Source organism: Frederiksenia canicola, assembly GCF_011455495.1.
Lineage (GTDB): Bacteria > Pseudomonadota > Gammaproteobacteria > Enterobacterales > Pasteurellaceae > Frederiksenia > Frederiksenia canicola.
In genome coordinates this window covers 1,935,880-1,955,856 of sequence record NZ_CP015029.1, presented here as the reverse complement: position 1 = coordinate 1,955,856, position 19,977 = coordinate 1,935,880, and the positions used below count along the sequence as shown (strand labels likewise).

Genomic DNA, 19,977 nt, shown 5'->3' with positions numbered 1-19,977 from the left:
GCCCGTGTCTAACGGGTGCTTTTGCTATTAATAAGGCACTCGTCACAGACGATCGCCAGCAAAATAAAAGGAATAACAATGAATACCCTCAAAATCGGCGATCTCGCCCCTGAATTTACGTTGTTGGATCAAAATAATTCTTCCGTTTCATTAAGCCAATTTCGTGGTAAGCGAGTATTGGTCTATTTTTACCCAAAAGCGTTAACCCCAGGCTGTACTACGCAGGCGTGTGGGCTGCGAGATAGCAAAGCAGAGTTGGATGAATTAAATGTGGTGGTGCTTGGTATCAGCCCTGATCAGCCGAAAAAACTGGCACAATTTGTCGAGAAAAAAGGGCTAAATTTCACATTGTTATCCGATCCCGAACACCAAATTGCAGAAGCCTTTGGGGTGTGGGGGGAGAAGAAGTTCCTAGGCAAAACCTATAATGGCATTCATCGTATCAGCTTTTTGGTGGATGCAAGTGGCCGAATTGAAGCGGTATTTGACAAATTCAAAACGTCGGAACATCACCAGATGATCGTTGATTTTGTAAAAGGACAGCAACATGGGGAATAAAGCCATTTTTTTGGATCGTGATGGTACGATCAATATCGATCACGGCTATGTGCATCAAATTGATGATTTTCAGTTTATTGATGGCGTGATTGAGGCCATGTTGAAACTCAAGCAGAAAGGCTATTTGTTGGTGCTAGTCACGAACCAATCAGGCATCGCTCGTGGCTACTTTAGCGAAGATCAATTTCTACAACTGACCGAATGGTTTGACTGGTCCCTTGCGGATAGGGGGGTAGATTTTGACGGCATTTACTACTGCCCGCACCACCCAGAAGGACAGGGAGAATATCGGGAAGAGTGCGATTGCCGTAAACCCAAAGCGGGCATGTTCACCCAAGCGATTGCTGATCTGAATATTGATCCTACCCAGTCGATTATGGTCGGCGATAAATTAGAAGATTTGCTCGCTGCCGAAAATGCGGGCGTAAAAACCAAAATTTTGGTTCGCACAGGCAAAGCGGTAACCCCGGAAGCCGAAGCGAAAGCCGATAAAGTCTTGGATAGCTTGGCAGATTTGCCTGCGTGGCTGTGATTTCTTACTAGGCTTCGTTATCTATTTTTGGTAAAGTATATATATCAAAAAAAACATTTCTGTGTGTAAATTGGAGAAAATTGATATGTATACTTCCAATCTGGCGAATCTCTTACTGAATGTGGATAGCTATAAAGCATCACATTGGCTGCAGTATCCTCCCGAAACCCAATACCTTTCTTACTATATTGAAGCTCGTAGCGGCGAATTGGATGTCGTTATGTTTGGTTTGCAAGCTTTTATCAAAGAATACCTTTCTAAGCCAATTACACAGCAAGATATTGATGAAGCTGAACAACTTTTAACGGCTCATGGGCTACCGTTTAACCGAGCTGGTTGGCAACGCATTTTGCAAAAATATGCGGGGAAGTTACCGCTTGTTATTGAAGCGGTGCCTGAAGGCACCGTGCTTCCCGTAGGGAATGTGGTTTGCCAAATTCGTAATACCGATCCTGAATTTTTTTGGTTGGTTGGCTATTTAGAAACAGCTTTACTCCGTGCGGTGTGGTATCCCTCAACGGTGGCAAGTGTCTCTTATTTCTGTAAACAAAACATTCGAGATGCACTGGTGAAATCAGCAGACCATTTAGACGGGCTTGATTTTCAGCTACATGATTTCGGTGCACGTGGTGCATCAAGTTTAGAAACCGTGGCGTTAGGTGGCTTGGCTCATTTGGTCAATTTCAAAGGCACTGATAGTGTCTCAGCATTGGTGGCGGCGAATCGTTGGTATCACGCTGATGCGATTGCCGCTTTCTCGATTCCCGCTGCAGAACATAGCACGATTACTGCTTGGGGCAGAGAAAATGAAGTCAATGCCTACAAAAATATGGTTGAGCAGTTTGCTGGAGAAGGAAAGATTTATGCTGTTGTTTCAGATAGTTATGACTTATGGAATGCGTTAGAGCACCTTTGGGGCAATGAGCTCAAGCAACTTGTTGAACAACGTGGTGGGCGGTTAGTGATTCGCCCTGATAGTGGTGAACCGACAGAAGTCGTTTGTCGTTGTCTCGAAATTTTGGCTGAAAAATTTGGTTATACGGTAAATAGTAAGGGTTACAAAGTATTGCCTGATTTTATTCGAATTATTCAAGGCGATGGCATTAATCGCCATTCGCTGCCACTGATTTTAGATGCCATTATGCAGAAAGGATTCAGCGTTGAGAATGTTAATTTTGGTATGGGCGGTGGGCTATTGCAACAAATCAATCGAGATACAATGGGCTGGGCGATGAAAGCCAGCAGTATTTGTATTGCGGATCAATGGCGGGATATTTATAAAGATCCAATCACAAGCCAATCAAAGCGATCTAAAAAAGGTGTTCTTGCATTAGTCAAAGAACAGAATGGTTGGAAAACCATTCAACAAGCAGAATTAGGCGAAAGAACCAACCAACTTCGCCCTATTTTTCACAATGGTGAGCTGCTTGTGGATGACAACTTAGAGACGATTCGTCATCGGGTCAACATGGGCTAAAGAAAAAGGCGAGCATTGCTCGCCTTTCATTTGCAAAATTTTCTTCGGATCCTACCGCTTGTTAGTCCAGTTTACGCCATACTTCCGCATCAACGCCACGCTTGAGTAACTCTGGGTGATTTTCAATGTTGAATATTGGTTCTTTACCTGCCTTGACTTGTTGTTGATAGTCTTTCAGCACCAGCCACACGATTGGAGCAAGTAGCACGATGGCGACTAAGTTTATCATCGCCATTGATGCCATTACCGTATCGGCAAATGCCCAGACGATTCCGCCATCACGCACCGCACCGAAATAGACGAAGAATAAGACGACTAAACGGAATACGAGCACGACCCAAGGCTTGTTGCGGATGTAGCGAATGTTGCTTTCTGCATAGGCGTAGTTACCGATGATTGACGTGTAGCAGAACAGTAACAAAATGAAGGCTAGGAAGTGTAAGCCAAATTCACCAACGTGGAATTCCAACGCTTTTTGGGTGAGTGACACGCCACGCAAATGTTCACCGCCGTAGTCGTTTGACATCAAAATGATAACTGCGGTACAGGTACATACCACGATAGTATCCACAAACACACCGAGCATTTGGATCAAACCTTGTGATGCGGGATGCTTCGCATCAGAGGTTGCCGCTGAGTTTGGTGCCGACCCCATACCGGCTTCGTTTGAGAACAAACCGCGTTTAATCCCCATTAACATCGCTTTTGAGAATAATGCCCCAAACATACCACCGGCCATTGCTGAGAAATCAAAGGCACTACGGATGATATTTGCTAACACGGCAGGGACTTTTTCGATGTTCATCCCTAAAATGATCACCGCCATAATTAAGTAGAACAACGCCATGGTAGGTACCACTCTTGATGAAACTTTACCAATACGTTTTACCCCACCGAAAATGATGGCCGCGGTAAGCACCACAAGCCCGATACCGACATAGTCTGCATTCCACTTCCACGCATTGCGGGTGGCTTCCATGATAGAGTTGGCTTGCACGGCATTGAAGGCAAAGCCGAAGGTGAAAATTAAGGTGATTGCAAAGGCAACCGCTAACCAAGGGGCTTTTAAGCCTTTAGAAATATAGTAAGCAGGGCCGCCACGGAACATGCCATTTGGATCACGAATTTTATAGACTTGAGCAAGAGAAGATTCGGCAAACGCACTGCTCATTCCAATTAACGCCGTGACCCACATCCAGAAGACTGCACCAGGGCCACCTAATGCGATCGCTGTAGCCACGCCACCGATATTACCGACACCCACACGGCTGGCAAGTCCCGTCGCAAAGGCTTGGAACGGTGTTAAGGAATCACCACTTGTGGCACGACCAAACCACATTTCTCGCATACTTTGCGGCAGTAAACGCAGTTGCACTAAGCCTGTTGAAATGGTGAAAAAAAGACCTGTTCCTAACAGGGTAATAACCGTAATGTCCCACAATGGGCCATCTACATTGTCCACAATCCATTTTAGACAATTTTCAAATGTGGCAACAATGCCATCCATAAATTAAGACCTCATGTATTTGTAATGAAATTGGCATTCTAAACGCTTTCATAAATTTGAAAACGGTTTTTAAGATTTTTTATAAAAAAAGTAATACTAACGTCGCAAAAAAACATTGCTGATTTCAATGAAACTGCTGTGTAACAGAATAACACCCACACTTATGAGTGCCACGCCTAACAGAAATTTGAGGATCAACACAAGTTGCTGGCTGGTTTGAATAGAAAGATACCAACGGCTGGCTTGCACAGCTTTGTTGCGGGCGAACATCACCAAACAAGCAAACAGGCTGAGCGTTAGCCCTGTGCCGATCGCCATCATCAACGCGGATGCCACGCCCCAGAGATAGAGATCGAGAGTATAAGATAAAAACAACACTAAAATTGCCCCTGTGCAAGGGCGTAGCCCGATACTGAATATCACTGCCCACCTTGATTTCCAATCGTGGATCTGTGCCATTTCTTGCGAACTCGGCAAATGTTTGTGTCCGCAGCTGCAATGTTCGGTGTGAGTATGCCCGTTTGTTACTGGCGACATCGCAGAAATCGGGCGAATTTGGCGGATCGCAAGCGGTCGTTTTCTCACTTTTTTTTGCAAATGGCTTTTGACCGCTTGCCAGATCCAATATGCCCCAAAGGCGATGATCACGGCAAAACTGCCACGTTCCACCCATTTTAGTGTGAGATTGAAATAGTGGCGGGAAAGGGTAAGCCCAACCACGAGTAGCGTTACTAATCCTACCGCGACCAAACCTTGTACAATCGCAGACAGCCACGTGATTTTCAGGGTTTGTGGCAGTTTAGTTTGTTCGAGAGAAAGGTAACTGGTCAAAATAAATTTGCCATGGCCAGGGCCGACCGCATGAAATATACCATACAAAAAGCTGATCAAAAGCAGGCTTGCTCCCGCTTGTTGTGGATTGTCGTGAATCGTGCGAAGGGCGGTGGAAAGTTGGCTGTTAAAACTTTTCTGCCATTCCAACACGTGAAATAAAATCAATGGGTAGAGTTGATAAAGTGCAAAAAGCAGCCCAAAAGCAGCGGCTATGCCAATCGCATATTTTTGTTTTACTGACATTCAATTTTCACCTTTTGTGCAAATTGTGCCCCGAGCGATAAACTATTCTCTGATGGCATATCAGGCGATTCTGTTTTATCCAAACTTGAAGCATAGAGTCTAAGTTGTTGATTCACTTTAGGTTCTTCCAATGAAACCTGGCAGAGATTCTGCTCGCTACTCGTTAAGTCGCTGTATTTTTCATAACCTATATAGAGATAGTAACTTGGCTCAAAGCTGAATAAGCGAAACGATTTGCCTTTGACTGCTTGAGGTTGAGCAAGCGAGAGCGTGAAATGGTAGAAAAGCCGATTGTCTTTAATTGCAATCGAAGGTTGAGTCGGTTTGGATTTGAATTTAATAGGGGTATTTTGTTCATCATATAACTCGCTGAAATAGTGATTATCTACCGCGGATTGATTCAGTTCTTCGGTAATTTTGGTTTCAGCGGCTTTGCGATTTTTGCTTGATTGAATTTCGTAAATCAATTCCGATGAGGTGATTTCATCCAAAATCCAGGTCATTTCAAAGCCTTGTAGCTGCGCATTTTGAATTAAGACCTTGTTTCGCATATCCAAAAAGGCGTGCGGATGGGCGAGCAGCGTGGTAGAAAACAGCGAGAGGAGTAGAGTAAGCAGAGATTTTTTCATGAGCTATCCGAATCGTAAAACATTGTGAGAAACTGACCGCTTGTCAGGCAAAAAAAGTAGGCGGAAGTTCCGCCCACCTGTGATTTTTATAGTCCTGCTTTGAGACTAGCTTCAATAAAACGATCTAGATCGCCGTCTAATACCGCTTGCGTGTTGCGGTTTTCTACGCCCGTGCGGAGATCTTTAATACGAGAATCGTCCAACACATAAGAACGAATTTGGCTCCCCCAACCGATATCGGATTTGCTCTCTTCCATCGCTTGTTTTTCAGCGTTCTTTTTCATCATTTCCATTTCATACAGCTTCGCTTTGAGCTGTTTCATCGCTTGGTCTTTATTTTGATGCTGCGAACGGCCGTTTTGGCATTGCACGACAATACCTGATGGCATATGAGTGATACGCACCGCCGATTCAGTTTTATTGACGTGCTGACCGCCCGCTCCTGAAGCACGATACACATCAATGCGAAGATCGGCTGGGTTGATCTCAATCTCAAAATCATCATCGACTTCAGGATAAACGAACGCGGCACTAAACGACGTATGACGGCGGTTATTCGAGTCAAATGGGCTTTTGCGAACTAAGCGGTGAATGCCTGTTTCGGTGCGTAACCAGCCGAACGCATATTCGCCCGAAATACGAATAGTCGCTGACTTAATCCCTGCCACATCGCCATCTGAGACTTCCATCAATTCTGTTTTAAAGCCTTTACTTTCTGCCCAACGCAAATACATTCGTAGCAACATTTCTGTCCAGTCTTGTGCTTCTGTACCGCCTGAGCCTGCTTGCAAATCGACATAACAATCTGCCGCATCGTGTGGGCCGCTAAACATACGGCGGAACTCAAGCAATGCTAATTTTTCTTGTAATTGATCCGCTTCTTGTTGAGCCTCGTTAAACGTGTCTTGATCTTCCGCTTCGACTGCGAGTTCGATCAACCCCTCCACATCTTCGATTCCTTGTTCAAGGGCATTGATCGTATTCACCACGCTTTCAAGTGTTACCCGCTCTTTACCTAAGGCTTGGGCTTTTTCAGGATCGTTCCACACATCGGGCTGTTCTAATTCGGCATTGACTTCTTCTAGTCGCTCAACTTTCAGATCAAAGTCAAAGATACCCCCGTAACATTGCAGTACGCTGTGCCATATCCGCCAGTTGTGTTTTAATTGGATTTAATTCAAACATATTTGTGTCCTCAGATTTTTAAAAGCGGGCAATTATAGCCCAAGGGGGAAAAAGTGGGAACAAGCGGTGAGATTTCAGGAGAAATTTGCAAATTTTTATCAGGAACTGACCGCTTGCATTGCTATAATCTGCATTAAAATTTCGTGGAAGGAGAAAAAACGGTGAGTCGATCAAGGCCTAAAGTCGTGATTTTAACCGGGGCAGGCATTTCTGCTGAGTCTGGCATTCAAACGTTCCGAGCCAGCGATGGTTTGTGGGAAAATCATCGTATTGATGATGTTGCCACGCCCGAAGGTTTTTGGCGTAATCCTGAGCTCGTTCAGCGGTTTTACAATGAACGCCGTCGAAAACTATTTGATCCTGATATTCAGCCAAATGCGGCTCATTTTGCGTTGGCACAATTGGAAGAAAAGTTAGGTGAAAATTTGCTTTTAATCACCCAAAATGTGGATAACTTGCACGAACGTGCAGGATCGAGAAATCTCATACACATGCACGGTGAGCTGCTCAAAGTACGGTGCACTCATTCAGGTAACATTTATGATTGGCAAAAAGACGTGACGGAAAAGGACCAATGTGAATGTTGCACTACGCCGAGAAAGTTGCGTCCGCATATTGTGTGGTTCGGTGAAATGCCCCTTGAAATGGAACGAATTTATGCCATGCTTAATGATTGTGACTTTTTTATTGCGATTGGTACATCGGGCAATGTTTATCCAGCCGCTGGATTTGTGCAAGAAGTACCAGTTGAAGCAGAAACGATCGAGTTGAATTTAGAGCCGAGCAAAGTCCGTTCCCACTTTAAACAGGCAAAATACGGTAAAGCGAGTGACATCGTGCCAGAGTTTGTCGATGAATTGCTTAAGAACATTGAGAAATAAAGCAAGCGGTTAGCTTTGCAAAACTTTTTGCTGATCTAACCGCTTGTAGCGACATCATTTAGTGTTTTTTCGCCCAATCTAAGAAACGTTTTTGGGTTTCTTTGTCCGCTTGCTGGAACCAATATTGTAACTGTTGTTCAGCGATGTTTTCGCCCTGTACCATCACTTTGCCTTTTGCGGCTTTTCCTGCGGCTACTGGCATCATGGCTGCCATTGGCATAACGGCAAAACTTTTCACTGCCGCAACACCTTCACCAGCATTGTAGGTAGCTAGGTTGCCTTCAATATTCGCATTTGGCATAAAGCCTTCGCCTTTTAAATAATCTTTTTTGTAGTCTAACTGTTTGCCTGATGCGGTTTTAATCGTAAAGGTTGGATTTTCTTTAAACTTCTCCACATCAAATGAGCTACGTAAGTTTGGAGCAATCACTTGAATATCTTCTTGACTGCCGTTGAAAGTGATAACAATTGGAGAAGATTCAAAGAAATTGCTGTCAGAGCCAGATTGGTAAATGCTCGACACTTCAACAACGACTTGGTGTGGATTGTTGTCGTTAATTTGAATGGTGCTTTTTTTCTTAAGTTTATGGCCGTCGAACGCTAAAAAATTCACGTTTGACGAACCAGTAACCGTGCCAGCAACGGCTGAGCCTGTGACAGCTAATGCGGCAACTGTTAAGGCGAGTTGTGCTAATTTCATAAATTCACTCCTGAATGGAAAAAAATTGTGCATATCCTATGCTAAATTTTTGTAAATAGAAAGCAACGAATGCGTTCTCATGTCGATTTTTTGTCTATTTTGTGATAGTTTTCACAAGTTTTTATTTTGAAAGAGAAACCTATGAGTGATGATTCGCAGAGCGTAAATTTGTCTGATAAAAATACGCCAGAAAAAAAATCGTTTTTAAAATCTTTGTTCGGTGGCTTGTTTCAACAAGAGCCGAAAAATCGGGAAGATTTGGTCGAGGTAATTCGGGACTCTGCCGAAAATGAGCTGATCGACAGCGATACTAAAGAGATGATCGAAGGGGTGATGGAAATCTCCGAATTGCGAGTACGAGACATTATGATCCCCCGCCCGCAAATTGTGTTTATTGATGCTGACCAACCTCTTGATGCCTGCGTGGATATCATCATCGACTCGGCCCACTCCCGTTTCCCCGTGATTCGTGATGGTAAAGATACGATTGAAGGCATTTTGCTGGCGAAAGATCTGCTGAAATACCTGCGTTCTGACTCACAACCTTTTGAAATGGCAGAAATCTTGCGTCCTGCGGTGATTGTGCCAGAAAGCAAACGGGTGGATAGAATGCTCAAAGAGTTCCGTTCCGAACGTTTTCATATGGCCGTGGTTGTCGATGAATTTGGGGCAGTCTCGGGTTTGGTGACGATTGAAGATATTTTGGAACAAATCGTTGGTGATATTGAAGATGAGTTTGACGAAGCGGAAATTGAGCCGATTCGCCAACTTTCGCAACACTCTTATGCCGTGTTGGCATTAACCGATATTGAACGTTTCAACCAGCAATTTGCCATTGATTTTGATGATGAAGAAGTCGATACCGTGGGTGGTTTGGTGATGCAAGCGTTCGGACATTTGCCAAAGCGGGGAGAAGAAATTGAGTTGGGGGGAATGGTCTTTAAAGTCACGTCTGCCGACAGCCGTCGCTTAATTCAGTTGCGAGTGACGGTGAGCGATGAGCAGCTCGAATTGATGAATAGCAAAGAGAGCAACGAATGACAGTTGCAAAAAATCAGCAAAAACCGACCGCTTGGCTTGCCTATGCGGTTGCCTTAGTTTCAGGGGGAATTGGCATCTTTGCCTATTCCCCGTTTGATTATTGGTGGATTGCCTTTCTTTCTGCAAGCGGTCTGATTTGGCTGGCGACTTGCAATTCAAAACGCACCGCGTTACTCGGCACATTTTTATGGGGCGTGAGCTATTTTGCTGTTGGCGTTAATTGGGTTCACGTCAGTATGATCCAATTCGGTGGTGTGCCTGAAATCGTTAGTTATTTGGCAGTATTGCTGTTGGCGGCGTATTTGGCGTTATATCCGCTGCTGTTCACTTTTGTGGTACAGCGTTTTCATTGGCAGCATCCTTGGCTATTGGCAGCCGTGTTCACTGTCACCGAATATTTGCGGGGAGTGGTGTTTACGGGCTTTCCGTGGTTACAATTTGGCTATTCACAAATCGATACGCCTTTTGCCAATATAGCGACTCTCTTTGGTGTGGAAGGCTTGACGGCTTTTGTGATGATCGTTAGCGGTTATGTGGTACAACTTGCAAAAAATTCGCACAAACTGACCGCTTGTATCGGCTTGATTGCGGTGCTTGCAGTCAGTTTTACTACAAAACTAGCAAATTGGGTCGAAATCGATCACGGCAAACCAGCGATAAAAATCAGCTTGGTGCAAGGCAATATTGAACAGAAAATGAAGTGGAACCCTGCTCATTTTGAAGACACCTTGCGAACCTACGGACGTTTGATCAACCAAGTGATCGGTGAGAGCGATGTGGTGATTTTGCCTGAATCTGCTCTTCCTGCGACAGAAGAACAGATCGAACCGATTTTGCAGCAGCTAGACCAACTCGGGCGTAAGAATGGTAGTGAAATTATTATCGGCACGCTCTACCGCAACTCAAATGGGGTATATAACAGTGCGGTAATGCTAGGCGGATCAGTGCCTTATGCTATTCACCAATCGCCTCGTTATAATAAACATCATCTTGTGCCGTTTGGGGAATATGTGCCGTTTGGCAATTTGCTGGATTGGATGCGGGAGGTATTTATCCTACCGATCAACTTGTCGCAAGGGGAATTTGTGCAGCCTTCATTGTTGGCGGGCAACCAAAAATTTAATTTAGCGATCTGCTACGAAATCATTTTCGGACATCAACTGCAACAAAATCAGCAAGCACAGCAAGCTGATTATTTATTGACTATTACCAACGATGCATGGTTTGGTGAGAGTAGTGGTCCTTGGCAGCATTTCCAAATGGCAAGAATGCGGGCTTTGGAACTCGGCAAGCCGCTAGTGCGAGCCACTAATACAGGCGTCACTGCATTTGTCAATTTCGACGGAACAGTCACCGCTTTATTACCACAATTTGAAGCTAACACCTTAACCCAAAGTCTCCAAAGTACCAAAGGCGAAACTCCTTACGCACAATTCGGGCGTTGGCTGTGGTATGCCATTTGTGGATTGATTTTGCTTGTGGGGATTGCTCGTCGTAAGTAAATCACGCTTTCCCCTAAAGAGACGAGAGTAGGTGTTTGCAAAAAAAAGAACAAAATTTAATCAATTGAGTGAGTTTTCTGAACTTTTCCTTATTTTAAGGCACTAACCGAGCGTGCATTGAGAAATTAAGAAAGAGAGCAGAGCGTAGAAGTTAGGAGAACGCAAATAGATGAGTGAACAGATAACCGATCAGGCATTGGTTGAACGTGCACAACAAGGTGATAAAAAAGCATTTAATTTACTCGTCGTCCGTTATCAAAATAGAGTCGCAGGATTGCTGACACGCTATGTTGCACGAGATGATATTCCAGATATTGTGCAAGAATCTTTTATTAAAGCCTATCGTTCCCTTGAGTCTTTTCGCGGCGAAAGTGCTTTTTATACTTGGCTTTATCGCATTGCCGTCAATACAGCTAAAAATCATTTAACGGCGTTAGGCAGACGCCCACCAAAAGAAGATATTTTGGCGGAAGATGCCGAGAGTTACGACAGTGGTGTGCATTTGCGTGAAGCTGATACCCCAGAGAATTTAGTGCTTTCAGACGAATTAAAACGAATTGTCTTTGATACGATTGAAAATTTACCTGATGAACTCAAAACCGCCATCACGTTGCGAGAGCTTGAAGGGCTAAGTTACGAAGAAATTGCCGAAGTGATGCAATGCCCTGTGGGAACAGTTCGTTCTCGGATTTTTAGGGCAAGGGAAGCGATTGATGCGAAAGTCAATCCGCTGATGCAACAGAATTAAACCAACACTCAGAATTATCAACTGGAGCATTCTATGCAAAATAGAGAAACGCTTTCCGCCTATATGGACGGACACAATGTCAACGGGGAGTTTACCGAGACAGTGTGTACAAGCAGCGAGTTACAACAAAAATGGGCGAGTTATCACACTATTCGCAGTGTAATGCGTGGCGAAGAGCAAATTTTAGGTGCTGATTTTTCAGCGAAAATGGCCGCATTACTAGAAGATGAAGTCATTGAAGCCGCTCAACCAACAGTAGAGAAAAAAGGCTTATTGCTTAAACTTAAACGTTGGAGCACACCAATTATGCAAGCAGGAATTGCGGCATCAGTCTGCTTAGTTGCAGTGCTCGGTGTGAATATCGTGAACAGCAATAATGAAGTGGCTCAAGTCGAACAGCCTGTGCTGCAAACGTTGCCATTTAGCAATTCAGTACAACAAGTGAGCTACAATGCACCTGCCAAAGAACAGCCGACGGCAGAACAGCTTGAATATCAACAACGTCGTATTAATGCGTTGTTACAAAATCACGAGTTGCAACGCCGTACGAATGTGGGAGCAGTTGTGTTGAGTGAAACAGAAAAAGAAAAATCGCAAATATCTTCAGTAAAAGAGAATCTACCTTCTCAAACTGAAAAATAATGTTGAAGAGATAAAAGAAAAAATGGTTGCTAATGTTAAGCTAGCAACCATTTTTTATGGTTATTTATTCGGTGCTTGTGCTAATAATTTCGTGAGCAATTCCCAGTAAATTTGCACTGCAGGAATATGCACTTTTTCGTCAGGTGAGTGGGCATTGCGGATGGTTGGACCAATAGAAACTAAATCCATTTTTGGATACACTTTTTTGATCAAACCACATTCTAAGCCTGCGTGAATCACTTGGATTTTCGCTTCGTAGCCTAAGATTTCATCGTAGATCGTTTTGGTTAATGCGGTGATCTGCGAATTTGGATCGGGTTCCCAACCAGGATAGCTGCCCGAGAAAGCAACAGTTGCCCCCGTTAATTCTGCCAGAGAGGATAAACGGCTGCGAACGTCTGCTTTGCCGTTTTCAATCAACGAACGAACTAAAATTTTCGCTTTTAACACGCCATTTTCTGTGCGTAAAATCCCGATACTTAATGACGTTTCCACCACATTTTTCACGGCATCACTGTTGCGGATTACACCATTTGGTAACACATTGAGTAGCTGAATCGTTTTATCGCTGCTGGTTTTATCGAACACTTCAGCAGGGATTTCAGCCGTTTCTACGATAAAGGTTAAATTCGGCTCGGCAAGTGCGAGTTCAGCTTTGAGTTCTTGCTCAAAAGTCGCTAAACAAGCGGTCAGTTTCGCCTGATCTTTTGCAGAAAATGCCAACACAGCCACGGCTTCGCGTGGGATGGCATTGCGAACTGAGCCACCACGAATTTCAGCTAATTGGAATGGCACCGCAGCTTTTAATTCCGACAACGTACGAGCGAGTAATTTGATCGCATTCGCACGAGTGGTGTGAATATCGCAGCCTGAATGCCCACCGTGTAAGCCTTTTAAGTTGATTTTTAATGCGGTATCAAACGGATTAGCTTGATATTGCAACGGCAACGTCAATTCAGCATCTTCACCGCCTGCACAGCCGATATAAATTTCGCCGTTTTCTTCGGTATCGGTGTTGATCATCATGTTTGACTTCAGCCAGTTTGCTCTCAAGCCAATCGCTCCTTCCATTCCCGCTTCTTCAGTCATAGTGAGTAAGGCTTCAATTTCTGGGTGAGCGATGTCGTCCGCATCCAGCACCGCTAAGCAAGAAGCCAAGCCGATGCCGTTATCCGCTCCAAGCGTTGTACCTTTGGCTTTTACCCAGTCGCCATCAATGTACGGTCGAATTGAATCTTTTTTGAAATCGTGCTGTGTGCCTTCGTTCGCTTGCGGCACCATATCTAAGTGGGCTTGAATAGCGATAGTTTGGCGATTTTCCATCCCTTTGGTTGCTGTTTTGCGAATTAAAATATTGCCCGCCTCATCTCGTTCCACGAAGAATTGTTTCTCTTTCGCCCAATTCACGATGAAATTGGCAATTTCTTCTTCAAAGTAAGACGGATGTGGAATAGCACAAATTTGATCAAACCATTTCCATAATAGATTTGGTGTAAGTGTTTGAATTTCAGACATATTTACTCCTGTAAGGATAACAAGCGGTCTCTTTTTCGTAAAATTTTGCAAAATTTGCGAAGGAGTCTCACTTTAATTGTAAAAAAAGGCTGAAATGATAGCACGAAACGGCTTTTCGGGTTATCCTTACGCAATTTTTTTATTAGGTGGCTTGTCACCCTTCTTTTTAGGTAGAACTTATGAGCGAAAAATATACAAACGAAAAATACATCGTGACATGGGATATGTTCCATATGCACGCACGCAAATTAGCCAGCCGTTTATTGCCTGCAAAACAGTGGAAAGGCATTGTGGCAGTAAGCCGAGGCGGTTTATTTCCTGCGGCGGTATTAGCCCGCGAGTTGAGCATTCGCCACGTTCAAACCGTCTGCATTGCGAGCTACGATCATGATGATCAAGGCGAATTAAAAGTGTTACACGCTGCAGAATTAGAAAATGGGGGCGAAGGCTGGATTGTTGTTGATGATTTAGTTGACACTGGCAACACCGCTCGTGAAATTCGTAAAATGTATCCACATGCGAAGTTTGTTACCGTTTTCGCCAAACCAATGGGAGCGGGTTTAGTCGATGACTATGTGGTGGATATTCCACAAGAAACATGGATTGAACAGCCTTGGGATTTAGGCATCACTTTCGTACAACCTTTGTCTAAGCAATAAATCCCTTAAGTCCCCCTTTTTCAAAGGGGGATAATTTTTTGCTTAAAACGTATTGACAAGCGGTCACATTTCACTCTTATTTTGCAACTATGAATTTAGGTAATCTTTATATTATTTCTGCCCCAAGTGGTGCGGGAAAATCGTCATTAATCAATGCGTTACTGGCGGATTTACCCCGCACTGAAGTACAACTTTCCATTTCACACACTACTCGTAACCCACGCCCAGCGGAAGAAGATGGCGTGCATTACTATTTTACCAACCACGAGCAATTTAAATGCCTGATCGAACAAGGGCATTTTTTGGAGTGGGCGGAGGTGTTTGGCAATTATTACGGCACGTCGCTACCGATGATCGAACGTAGTCTAGAGCAAGGCATTGATGTCTTTTTAGATATCGACTGGCAAGGGGCTCGCCAAATTCGTGAAAAAGTGCCGAATGTAAAAACGGTCTTCATTCTGCCACCAAGCAAAGCGGAATTGGAACAGCGTTTGATTGGACGTGGGCAAGACTCGGCAGAAACTATCGCTAAACGTATGGCGGAAGCCGTGTCGGAAATGAGCCATTATCACGAGTTTGATTATGTGATTGTCAATGATGATTTCCAAACAGCGTTAAACGAGCTGAAAAGTATTTTAACCGCTGAACGTTTGAAACAAGCGACGCAAGCCGAACGCCATAAATCCTTAATTGCTCAACTTCTTGCTGCCTAAGGCGGCTTGCAAGCGGTCAGATCCTGACAATATTTTGCAAAAAATGTCGGTGATCTGACCGCTTGTAGTTTTACTTTTTATTTACTCACCTTTATCCACTTTTTTCAATTAGTCAACGATAGCTCGGCTTGTCCAAGCACACTATAAAATGCAGAAATGCTAATCTCATCGTTTTTCTTTATTTAGAGCTAGCTTTATGATTCTTAACGAGATGTTAGATGAAATAGCATTATTCGTTTTGATCTTTACGAGTATCTTGATTTTCTATGTAGCTATCGTAAAAAGAGGTCAAAGCCTTATCTCAGATTGGCGAGTTGTCGAAAGACATCTTTGTACTGGAGCACGAAAATGCAAAACTTTGTGAAGAAATGACCGCTTTATACGAAATAGGCTCACTATTTAGCAATGATAGGAGCAATGCCATTGTGGATGAATAGCGGGAAAAACGATCTCTATTTAGATTACTAATCTGTAAACTTTTGCAAAAAATGAATGACCGTTCATTTTCTGCTAGGCGAATGTCGGGCAATTCATTAGAATAGCCCGATATTTTTAATCGAAGGAATTTTTTATGCACATGATGAAATTCACCCTTACTTTAGCTGCAGCATTAACGCTTTCTGCCTGTGCGAATAAAATGAGCCAAGATGGTTCTTTAGGTCAGGCACAACACACTTTCCAACAATATCAAAATATCACTAAGCAATATCAAATTAATGCAAAATGGTGGCAAGGCTATAAAGATCCGAAATTAAATCAATTAGTTGAAACGGCATTAGCGAATAATATCAATTTGGCGAAAGCCGCGATTGCGGTCAATATGGCGTTGTATAACGCTAACTTAGTAGGAGCCAATCTCGTTCCTACTTTTAGTGCTACTGAGCAGTCTTCCGCTTCGAAAGGCGTGGGCTCAACCAGCAATGCAGTTTCAACAGGCGTGTCACAAATCAACCATCAGCTCGGCTTTAATTTGAGCTACACCCTTGATTTATGGGGACGTTTGCATGATGCAGCGAGTGCAGCGGAATGGGAACAAAAAGCGACGGAGGAAGATCTCCAAGCGGCAAGGTTATCATTGATCAATGGCGTGATCAGCAGCTACTACAATTTAGCGTATTTTAATGATGCCATTCGTGTGACTGAGCAGAGTATCAAAGCCTACGAACAGATGAACCGTATTTTAGCGAGTAAATATAAAGTAGGGTTGATCGATCATTTGAGTGTTGAGCAGTCTAATCAAGCGGTGCTTGCGGCGAGAAACACGTTGATCAATTTACGTACGGGGCAGAAAACCGCAGAGCAGACGCTACGCAATTTACTAAACTTAAAACCGAACGAACCGCTTGCGGTGGCGTCAGCCAGCTTGAGCAAAGTGAAATTGCAAAAGGTAGATATGAATGTCCCTGTTTCGGTGATTGCTAACCGTCCAGACATCGTGGCGAGTTTAAACCGTTTGCAAAGTTCATTTAAAAATCTCACGTCCATGGAAAAAAGCTGGTTCCCGACATTAACTTTAGGTGGAAGCCTAACGGGCACGGCAGCCAAAGTGGATAATTTAACCGATAATCCAGTTGGCTCAGCCTTAATTCGTTTTGATTTGCCATTCTTGGATTGGAACCGTGTGTCGAATAACGTGAAAATCTCGGAAGAGAAATATAAGTTAGCGAAACTCGACTATGAGCAAACCATCACCTCGGCACTCAATGAAATAGACAGCTACTACTACGCTTATCAACAATCACAACATCGCTATGCAAATTTACAGAAAAAATATCAAAGTGATAAAAAAATCAGCGGTTACTACCAAAATCGTTATGATCAAGGTATTTCCGAGCTGCGTGATTGGTTAAATGCCTTGAACACGGAACGGGCGTCTGAACTTTCTTTGCTTGAAGCCAAATTCACTCAAATCAAAAACGAAGCGGCAATTTATCAAGCAATGGCAGGGAAATATAGCCGTTAGTTGTTGATAAGTCTGATACAAGCGGTCAGTTTCTCGGAAAATGTTGCAAAAGAATTGCAACATTTTCCTATGCTATTTGAACGGTAATATAAAAAATCCCTTATATTTTCTATAAGGGATTTTTTAGTCGATGTGATTTAGAATCTTAAATTCATACCAGCATTAATGCCTCGTCCACTTTGTGGAATGTAAGACAAGTACGACGTATGGTTATAAACTTTCACATTGAGTAAATTGTTGGCATTGAGATACAGCGTATATTCATTGCTGTTGCCAAAACGCCCGTCATAGCTAACACCGGCATTCCACATGGTATGCCCTGGTGTTGGTGTTTCTAAGCGTGCGACTTTATTTTGTTTGAATACACGATAAATCTGTGTATTGAAACTCACGCCATTGTCAAAATAGGCGTTGAATCTCGCACCTAAACGCATTGCAGGCATACGTGGAGCGTTGCCATCGGGTTGTTTTTCCCAGCCTGTTGGTTTTACTCCTATAGCTTCATAATTTTCATCATAAACTTGCTCATAGCCCGTTGGAAGAGCGGGTAAGTTTTTGAGTTTGCCACGCACATAGTCTCCAAAGACGCCAACTACATAAGCAGATGAAATTTGATAATCCGCCTCCGCTTCTAAACCATAAATATTCGCTTCAGATTGATTGTAACGATATAAACGTAATGGGTAATCATCGGTTAAAGAACGAGTGCAACGCCCATTTTTTCGCCAAGAACAGGTTTTGTCGTTCAGAATCGCAGAATAAATATAATTAGAAAAATCTTGATAATAACCGCTTAACTTAAGCCCTAATTTGTTGCCAGTGTAAGCCCAGCCAAGTTCAATGTTGTTTGAACTTTCTTTTTTCAGATTTTTATTACCCACTTCAAAAGAGTTGGTTGCTAAGTGTTTGCCGTGAGCGTAAAGCTCTTGGGCGTTTGGTAAACGCTCTTGGTGCGAAAAGGTTACATTGAATTGATGTGTATCCGTCGCTTGATAATTTGCCGATAACGCATAAGAGTAAGCAGTAGATTTATGCGGTTTGGTTAGATCGCCAAATGGTTTTTTTTCTGCAGGCACATCAAGGTTGTATTTCATGGTGATTTTTTGACGCTCAATACGTCCGCCAACATCAAATTGTAATTTACCTAATTCGATACGCTCTATTAAAAATAGGCTTTGCTGATCAGTCGTGTGGTCTGATAGCAGGTTTTGACGGCGGTACTCAAGCGTATGGTTATCTAAGGCATAGCTGTCTTGATTAGCTTTGCTGATACCGATTACCCCTGTGACATGACCAATTGGTTGATGAACAAATTCAATACGAGCTGAGTATCCTTTATTTTTGAAAGCGTTATCGGAGATCGCTCCCGATTTTTCATCGTGACGATAATTGACTTTCGCCACTGAAAAACGAATTTTATCTAAGCCTTTCACCGGCGTTTTCCATTCACCACGCAAATCCCAACGTTTTGACTTTAGCAAAATGTGCGGATTATCATGATGAGTATGTTCATGGTTTTTATCATTCGGGCCATGAGAATGTCCATGACCACATAAGTGACCATGGCTATGCCACTCTTTTTTGATACAGTCAATACCTGGGTTATTGTAATCAATATCCGTTTCTTCCATTAAAAATGGATAGTACTGCAAATAGGGTTTACGCCAGTGGGCGTTGGATAATAACACATGTAAATAATAGTCATCATAAAGGTGTGAGTGGGCAGGTAAGCCATATTTATCTTTACGCTCAGTGTAAGCAGCCCCTAAGTAGCCTTTATCTCCAACCCAAGAAAGTCCGAGGCTACCACTTTTGTTTTCCACAAAGCTGTTATCCATTTTCTTATGGATAGTGCCTTGATAGAGGTAAGATGGGGTACGGTAGTCATCTGCTTTTTTCTGTAGGCCTTCAATATGGGCAACGACATTCTTACCTAGACCAATATCCAACGCTACATTCGCTAAACGCTCATGATCAACCGTGCCCGTGCGAACACCGATTTCCCCCTGAACGCCATCAACCGTAGCCGTTGGAATTTTGTTGTCAACCACGTTTACCACACCAGCAGCATTGCCAGAGCTATATAGTAACGTGCTTGCACCACGTAAAATTTCTACTTGTTTTGCCAACAAGCTATCTACTGTAACAGCATGATCGGGTGACATTGATGACATATCGAGTGTTTCGCTACCGCTCGTGAGAATTTTGATCCGTTTGCCTTCTTGTCCCCGAATCACAGGGGCTGATGCACCGCCACCAAACTGGCTTGCGTGAATGCCTGGTTCATTCGAGAGAGCATCCCCAATATTGCTTGCTCGTTGTTTAAGTGCATAAGATTGAATCACTTTTTCACTTGACGCTAAACGACCGCTTAACAAGCTTCCTTGTCGATTGTCGGTTACGCCATGAACAGAGATTTGTTCGAGTTCAAGATGCTCTTGTTTGTCTTGTGCCACTGCGAGCTGGTTGTGAATCCCACAGAGAATACATAATGATAGGTAAGAAATTTTCTTCATGAAGAATTCCATATATTTTTTATGGTTAAAAGGCTCGCTATCATATAGGATAAAATTTATGATGTAAATATAGTGAATTGCGTCGTGATGATGTAATCAATTTGCCTGTGGACTCATTTACAAGCGGTCAGA

The 19,977-nt window shown here is 43.3% G+C and carries 18 protein-coding genes; 11 read left to right on the top strand and 7 right to left on the bottom strand.

From position 1 onward, the window contains the following. The first annotated feature begins 78 nt into the window (after positions 1-78). The 3 genes from bcp (at position 79) to A4G17_RS09320 (ending at position 2,567) form a co-directional block, all read left to right on the top strand. Positions 79-558, top strand: a complete 480-nt coding sequence (gene bcp, locus A4G17_RS09330; protein ID WP_123955860.1) for a thioredoxin-dependent thiol peroxidase — start codon at positions 79-81, stop codon at positions 556-558. After that, positions 548-1,090 carry a D-glycero-beta-D-manno-heptose 1,7-bisphosphate 7-phosphatase gene (gene gmhB, locus A4G17_RS09325; protein ID WP_123955861.1) on the top strand — a complete coding sequence of 181 codons (543 nt, stop codon included), beginning with the start codon at positions 548-550 and terminating at the stop codon, positions 1,088-1,090. The genes bcp and gmhB overlap by 11 nt, the downstream gene beginning before the upstream one ends. Positions 1,091-1,175: 85 nt before the next feature. Further along, entirely contained in the window at positions 1,176-2,567 is a 1,392-nt protein-coding gene (locus A4G17_RS09320; protein ID WP_123955862.1) for a nicotinate phosphoribosyltransferase, read from the top strand. A gap of 61 nt (positions 2,568-2,628) precedes the next feature. On the opposite strand, the gene A4G17_RS09315 is transcribed toward A4G17_RS09320, so the two are convergent. The 4 genes from A4G17_RS09315 to prfB all read right to left on the bottom strand — a co-directional run bounded on the left by A4G17_RS09315 (position 2,629) and on the right by prfB (position 6,965). After that, on the bottom strand, positions 2,629-4,074 hold the full coding sequence (locus tag A4G17_RS09315; protein WP_123955863.1) for an alanine/glycine:cation symporter family protein: 1,446 nt from the start codon (positions 4,072-4,074) through the stop codon (positions 2,629-2,631). A 96-nt stretch (positions 4,075-4,170) separates the two neighbouring features. After that, the gene (locus A4G17_RS09310; protein ID WP_123955864.1) at positions 4,171-5,151 is read right to left on the bottom strand and encodes a nickel/cobalt transporter; all 981 of its coding nucleotides are present in this window, start codon (positions 5,149-5,151) and stop codon (positions 4,171-4,173) included. After that, positions 5,142-5,780 carry a DUF1007 family protein gene (locus tag A4G17_RS09305; protein WP_123955865.1) on the bottom strand — a complete coding sequence of 213 codons (639 nt, stop codon included), beginning with the start codon at positions 5,778-5,780 and terminating at the stop codon, positions 5,142-5,144. Before A4G17_RS09305 ends, A4G17_RS09310 begins: the two co-directional genes overlap by 10 nt. Before the next feature lie 86 nt (positions 5,781-5,866). Continuing rightward, positions 5,867-6,965 (bottom strand): peptide chain release factor 2 gene (gene prfB, locus A4G17_RS09300; protein WP_123955866.1). Its coding sequence is split into 2 segments (ribosomal slippage): positions 5,867-6,889 and positions 6,891-6,965, totalling 1,098 coding nucleotides; the frame shifts between segments, so codons are not numbered across the junction. Positions 6,966-7,126: 161 nt separating this feature from the next. On the opposite strand from prfB, the gene cobB reads away from it, so the two are divergent. Beyond that, positions 7,127-7,846 carry a Sir2 family NAD+-dependent deacetylase gene (gene cobB / locus A4G17_RS09295; RefSeq protein ID WP_123955867.1) on the top strand — a complete coding sequence of 240 codons (720 nt, stop codon included), beginning with the start codon at positions 7,127-7,129 and terminating at the stop codon, positions 7,844-7,846. Positions 7,847-7,904: 58 nt separating this feature from the next. On the opposite strand, the gene A4G17_RS09290 is transcribed toward cobB, so the two are convergent. Next, positions 7,905-8,546 carry a curli polymerization inhibitor CsgI-related protein gene (locus A4G17_RS09290; protein ID WP_123955868.1) on the bottom strand — a complete coding sequence of 214 codons (642 nt, stop codon included), beginning with the start codon at positions 8,544-8,546 and terminating at the stop codon, positions 7,905-7,907. 141 nt (positions 8,547-8,687) lie between these two features. Here A4G17_RS09290 and corC point away from each other — a divergent pair, with 141 nt between their 5' ends. The 4 genes from corC to A4G17_RS09270 all read left to right on the top strand — a co-directional run bounded on the left by corC (position 8,688) and on the right by A4G17_RS09270 (position 12,479). Then, positions 8,688-9,587, top strand: coding sequence for a CNNM family magnesium/cobalt transport protein CorC (gene corC / locus A4G17_RS09285; RefSeq protein ID WP_123955869.1), 900 nt, complete (start codon positions 8,688-8,690; stop codon positions 9,585-9,587). Beyond that, positions 9,584-11,089, top strand: a complete 1,506-nt coding sequence (gene lnt, locus A4G17_RS09280) for an apolipoprotein N-acyltransferase (RefSeq protein ID WP_123955870.1) — start codon at positions 9,584-9,586, stop codon at positions 11,087-11,089. Before corC ends, lnt begins: the two co-directional genes overlap by 4 nt. Positions 11,090-11,258: 169 nt before the next feature. Then, positions 11,259-11,837 carry an RNA polymerase sigma factor RpoE gene (gene rpoE, locus A4G17_RS09275; protein ID WP_123955871.1) on the top strand — a complete coding sequence of 193 codons (579 nt, stop codon included), beginning with the start codon at positions 11,259-11,261 and terminating at the stop codon, positions 11,835-11,837. A gap of 33 nt (positions 11,838-11,870) precedes the next feature. Beyond that, complete coding sequence (locus tag A4G17_RS09270) at positions 11,871-12,479, top strand: sigma-E factor negative regulatory protein (protein WP_123955872.1); 609 nt, start codon at positions 11,871-11,873, stop codon at positions 12,477-12,479. Positions 12,480-12,539: 60 nt separating this feature from the next. Here A4G17_RS09270 and A4G17_RS09265 read toward each other — a convergent pair whose 3' ends face one another. Next, positions 12,540-13,994: an aminoacyl-histidine dipeptidase gene (locus A4G17_RS09265; RefSeq protein ID WP_123955873.1), complete on the bottom strand. Its 1,455-nt coding sequence runs from the start codon at positions 13,992-13,994 to the stop codon at positions 12,540-12,542. 179 nt (positions 13,995-14,173) lie between these two features. Between A4G17_RS09265 and gpt the strand changes: the two genes are divergently transcribed. The 3 genes from gpt (at position 14,174) to tdeA (ending at position 17,329) form a co-directional block, all read left to right on the top strand. Further along, positions 14,174-14,653 (top strand): xanthine phosphoribosyltransferase, encoded by a 480-nt coding sequence (gpt, locus tag A4G17_RS09260; protein WP_123955874.1) that lies wholly within the window; start codon positions 14,174-14,176, stop codon positions 14,651-14,653. A gap of 89 nt (positions 14,654-14,742) precedes the next feature. Beyond that, complete coding sequence (gene gmk / locus A4G17_RS09255) at positions 14,743-15,366, top strand: guanylate kinase (RefSeq protein WP_123955875.1); 624 nt, start codon at positions 14,743-14,745, stop codon at positions 15,364-15,366. 571 nt (positions 15,367-15,937) lie between these two features. After that, complete coding sequence (gene tdeA / locus A4G17_RS09250) at positions 15,938-17,329, top strand: toxin/drug exporter TdeA (RefSeq protein ID WP_123955876.1); 1,392 nt, start codon at positions 15,938-15,940, stop codon at positions 17,327-17,329. Positions 17,330-17,466: 137 nt separating this feature from the next. Here the strand turns inward: tdeA and A4G17_RS09245 are convergent, their stop codons facing one another. Further along, positions 17,467-19,845, bottom strand: coding sequence for a TonB-dependent receptor (locus tag A4G17_RS09245; RefSeq protein ID WP_123955877.1), 2,379 nt, complete (start codon positions 19,843-19,845; stop codon positions 17,467-17,469). Between the last annotated feature and the right edge of the window lie 132 nt (positions 19,846-19,977).

Excerpts from the sequence above, each read along its gene's own strand:
- bcp (WP_123955860.1), top strand. The coding sequence starts at position 79 with ATGAATACCCTCAAAATCGGCGATCTCGCCCCTGAATTTACGTTGTTG.
- gmhB (WP_123955861.1), top strand. The coding sequence starts at position 548 with ATGGGGAATAAAGCCATTTTTTTGGATCGTGATGGTACGATCAATATC.
- A4G17_RS09320 (WP_123955862.1), top strand. The coding sequence starts at position 1,176 with ATGTATACTTCCAATCTGGCGAATCTCTTACTGAATGTGGATAGCTAT.
- A4G17_RS09315 (WP_123955863.1), bottom strand. The coding sequence starts at position 4,074 with ATGGATGGCATTGTTGCCACATTTGAAAATTGTCTAAAATGGATTGTG.
- A4G17_RS09310 (WP_123955864.1), bottom strand. The coding sequence starts at position 5,151 with ATGTCAGTAAAACAAAAATATGCGATTGGCATAGCCGCTGCTTTTGGG.
- A4G17_RS09305 (WP_123955865.1), bottom strand. The coding sequence starts at position 5,780 with ATGAAAAAATCTCTGCTTACTCTACTCCTCTCGCTGTTTTCTACCACG.
- A4G17_RS09290 (WP_123955868.1), bottom strand. The coding sequence starts at position 8,546 with ATGAAATTAGCACAACTCGCCTTAACAGTTGCCGCATTAGCTGTCACA.
- corC (WP_123955869.1), top strand. The coding sequence starts at position 8,688 with ATGAGTGATGATTCGCAGAGCGTAAATTTGTCTGATAAAAATACGCCA.
- lnt (WP_123955870.1), top strand. The coding sequence starts at position 9,584 with ATGACAGTTGCAAAAAATCAGCAAAAACCGACCGCTTGGCTTGCCTAT.
- rpoE (WP_123955871.1), top strand. The coding sequence starts at position 11,259 with ATGAGTGAACAGATAACCGATCAGGCATTGGTTGAACGTGCACAACAA.
- A4G17_RS09270 (WP_123955872.1), top strand. The coding sequence starts at position 11,871 with ATGCAAAATAGAGAAACGCTTTCCGCCTATATGGACGGACACAATGTC.
- A4G17_RS09265 (WP_123955873.1), bottom strand. The coding sequence starts at position 13,994 with ATGTCTGAAATTCAAACACTTACACCAAATCTATTATGGAAATGGTTT.
- gpt (WP_123955874.1), top strand. The coding sequence starts at position 14,174 with ATGAGCGAAAAATATACAAACGAAAAATACATCGTGACATGGGATATG.
- gmk (WP_123955875.1), top strand. The coding sequence starts at position 14,743 with ATGAATTTAGGTAATCTTTATATTATTTCTGCCCCAAGTGGTGCGGGA.
- tdeA (WP_123955876.1), top strand. The coding sequence starts at position 15,938 with ATGCACATGATGAAATTCACCCTTACTTTAGCTGCAGCATTAACGCTT.
- A4G17_RS09245 (WP_123955877.1), bottom strand. The coding sequence starts at position 19,845 with ATGAAGAAAATTTCTTACCTATCATTATGTATTCTCTGTGGGATTCAC.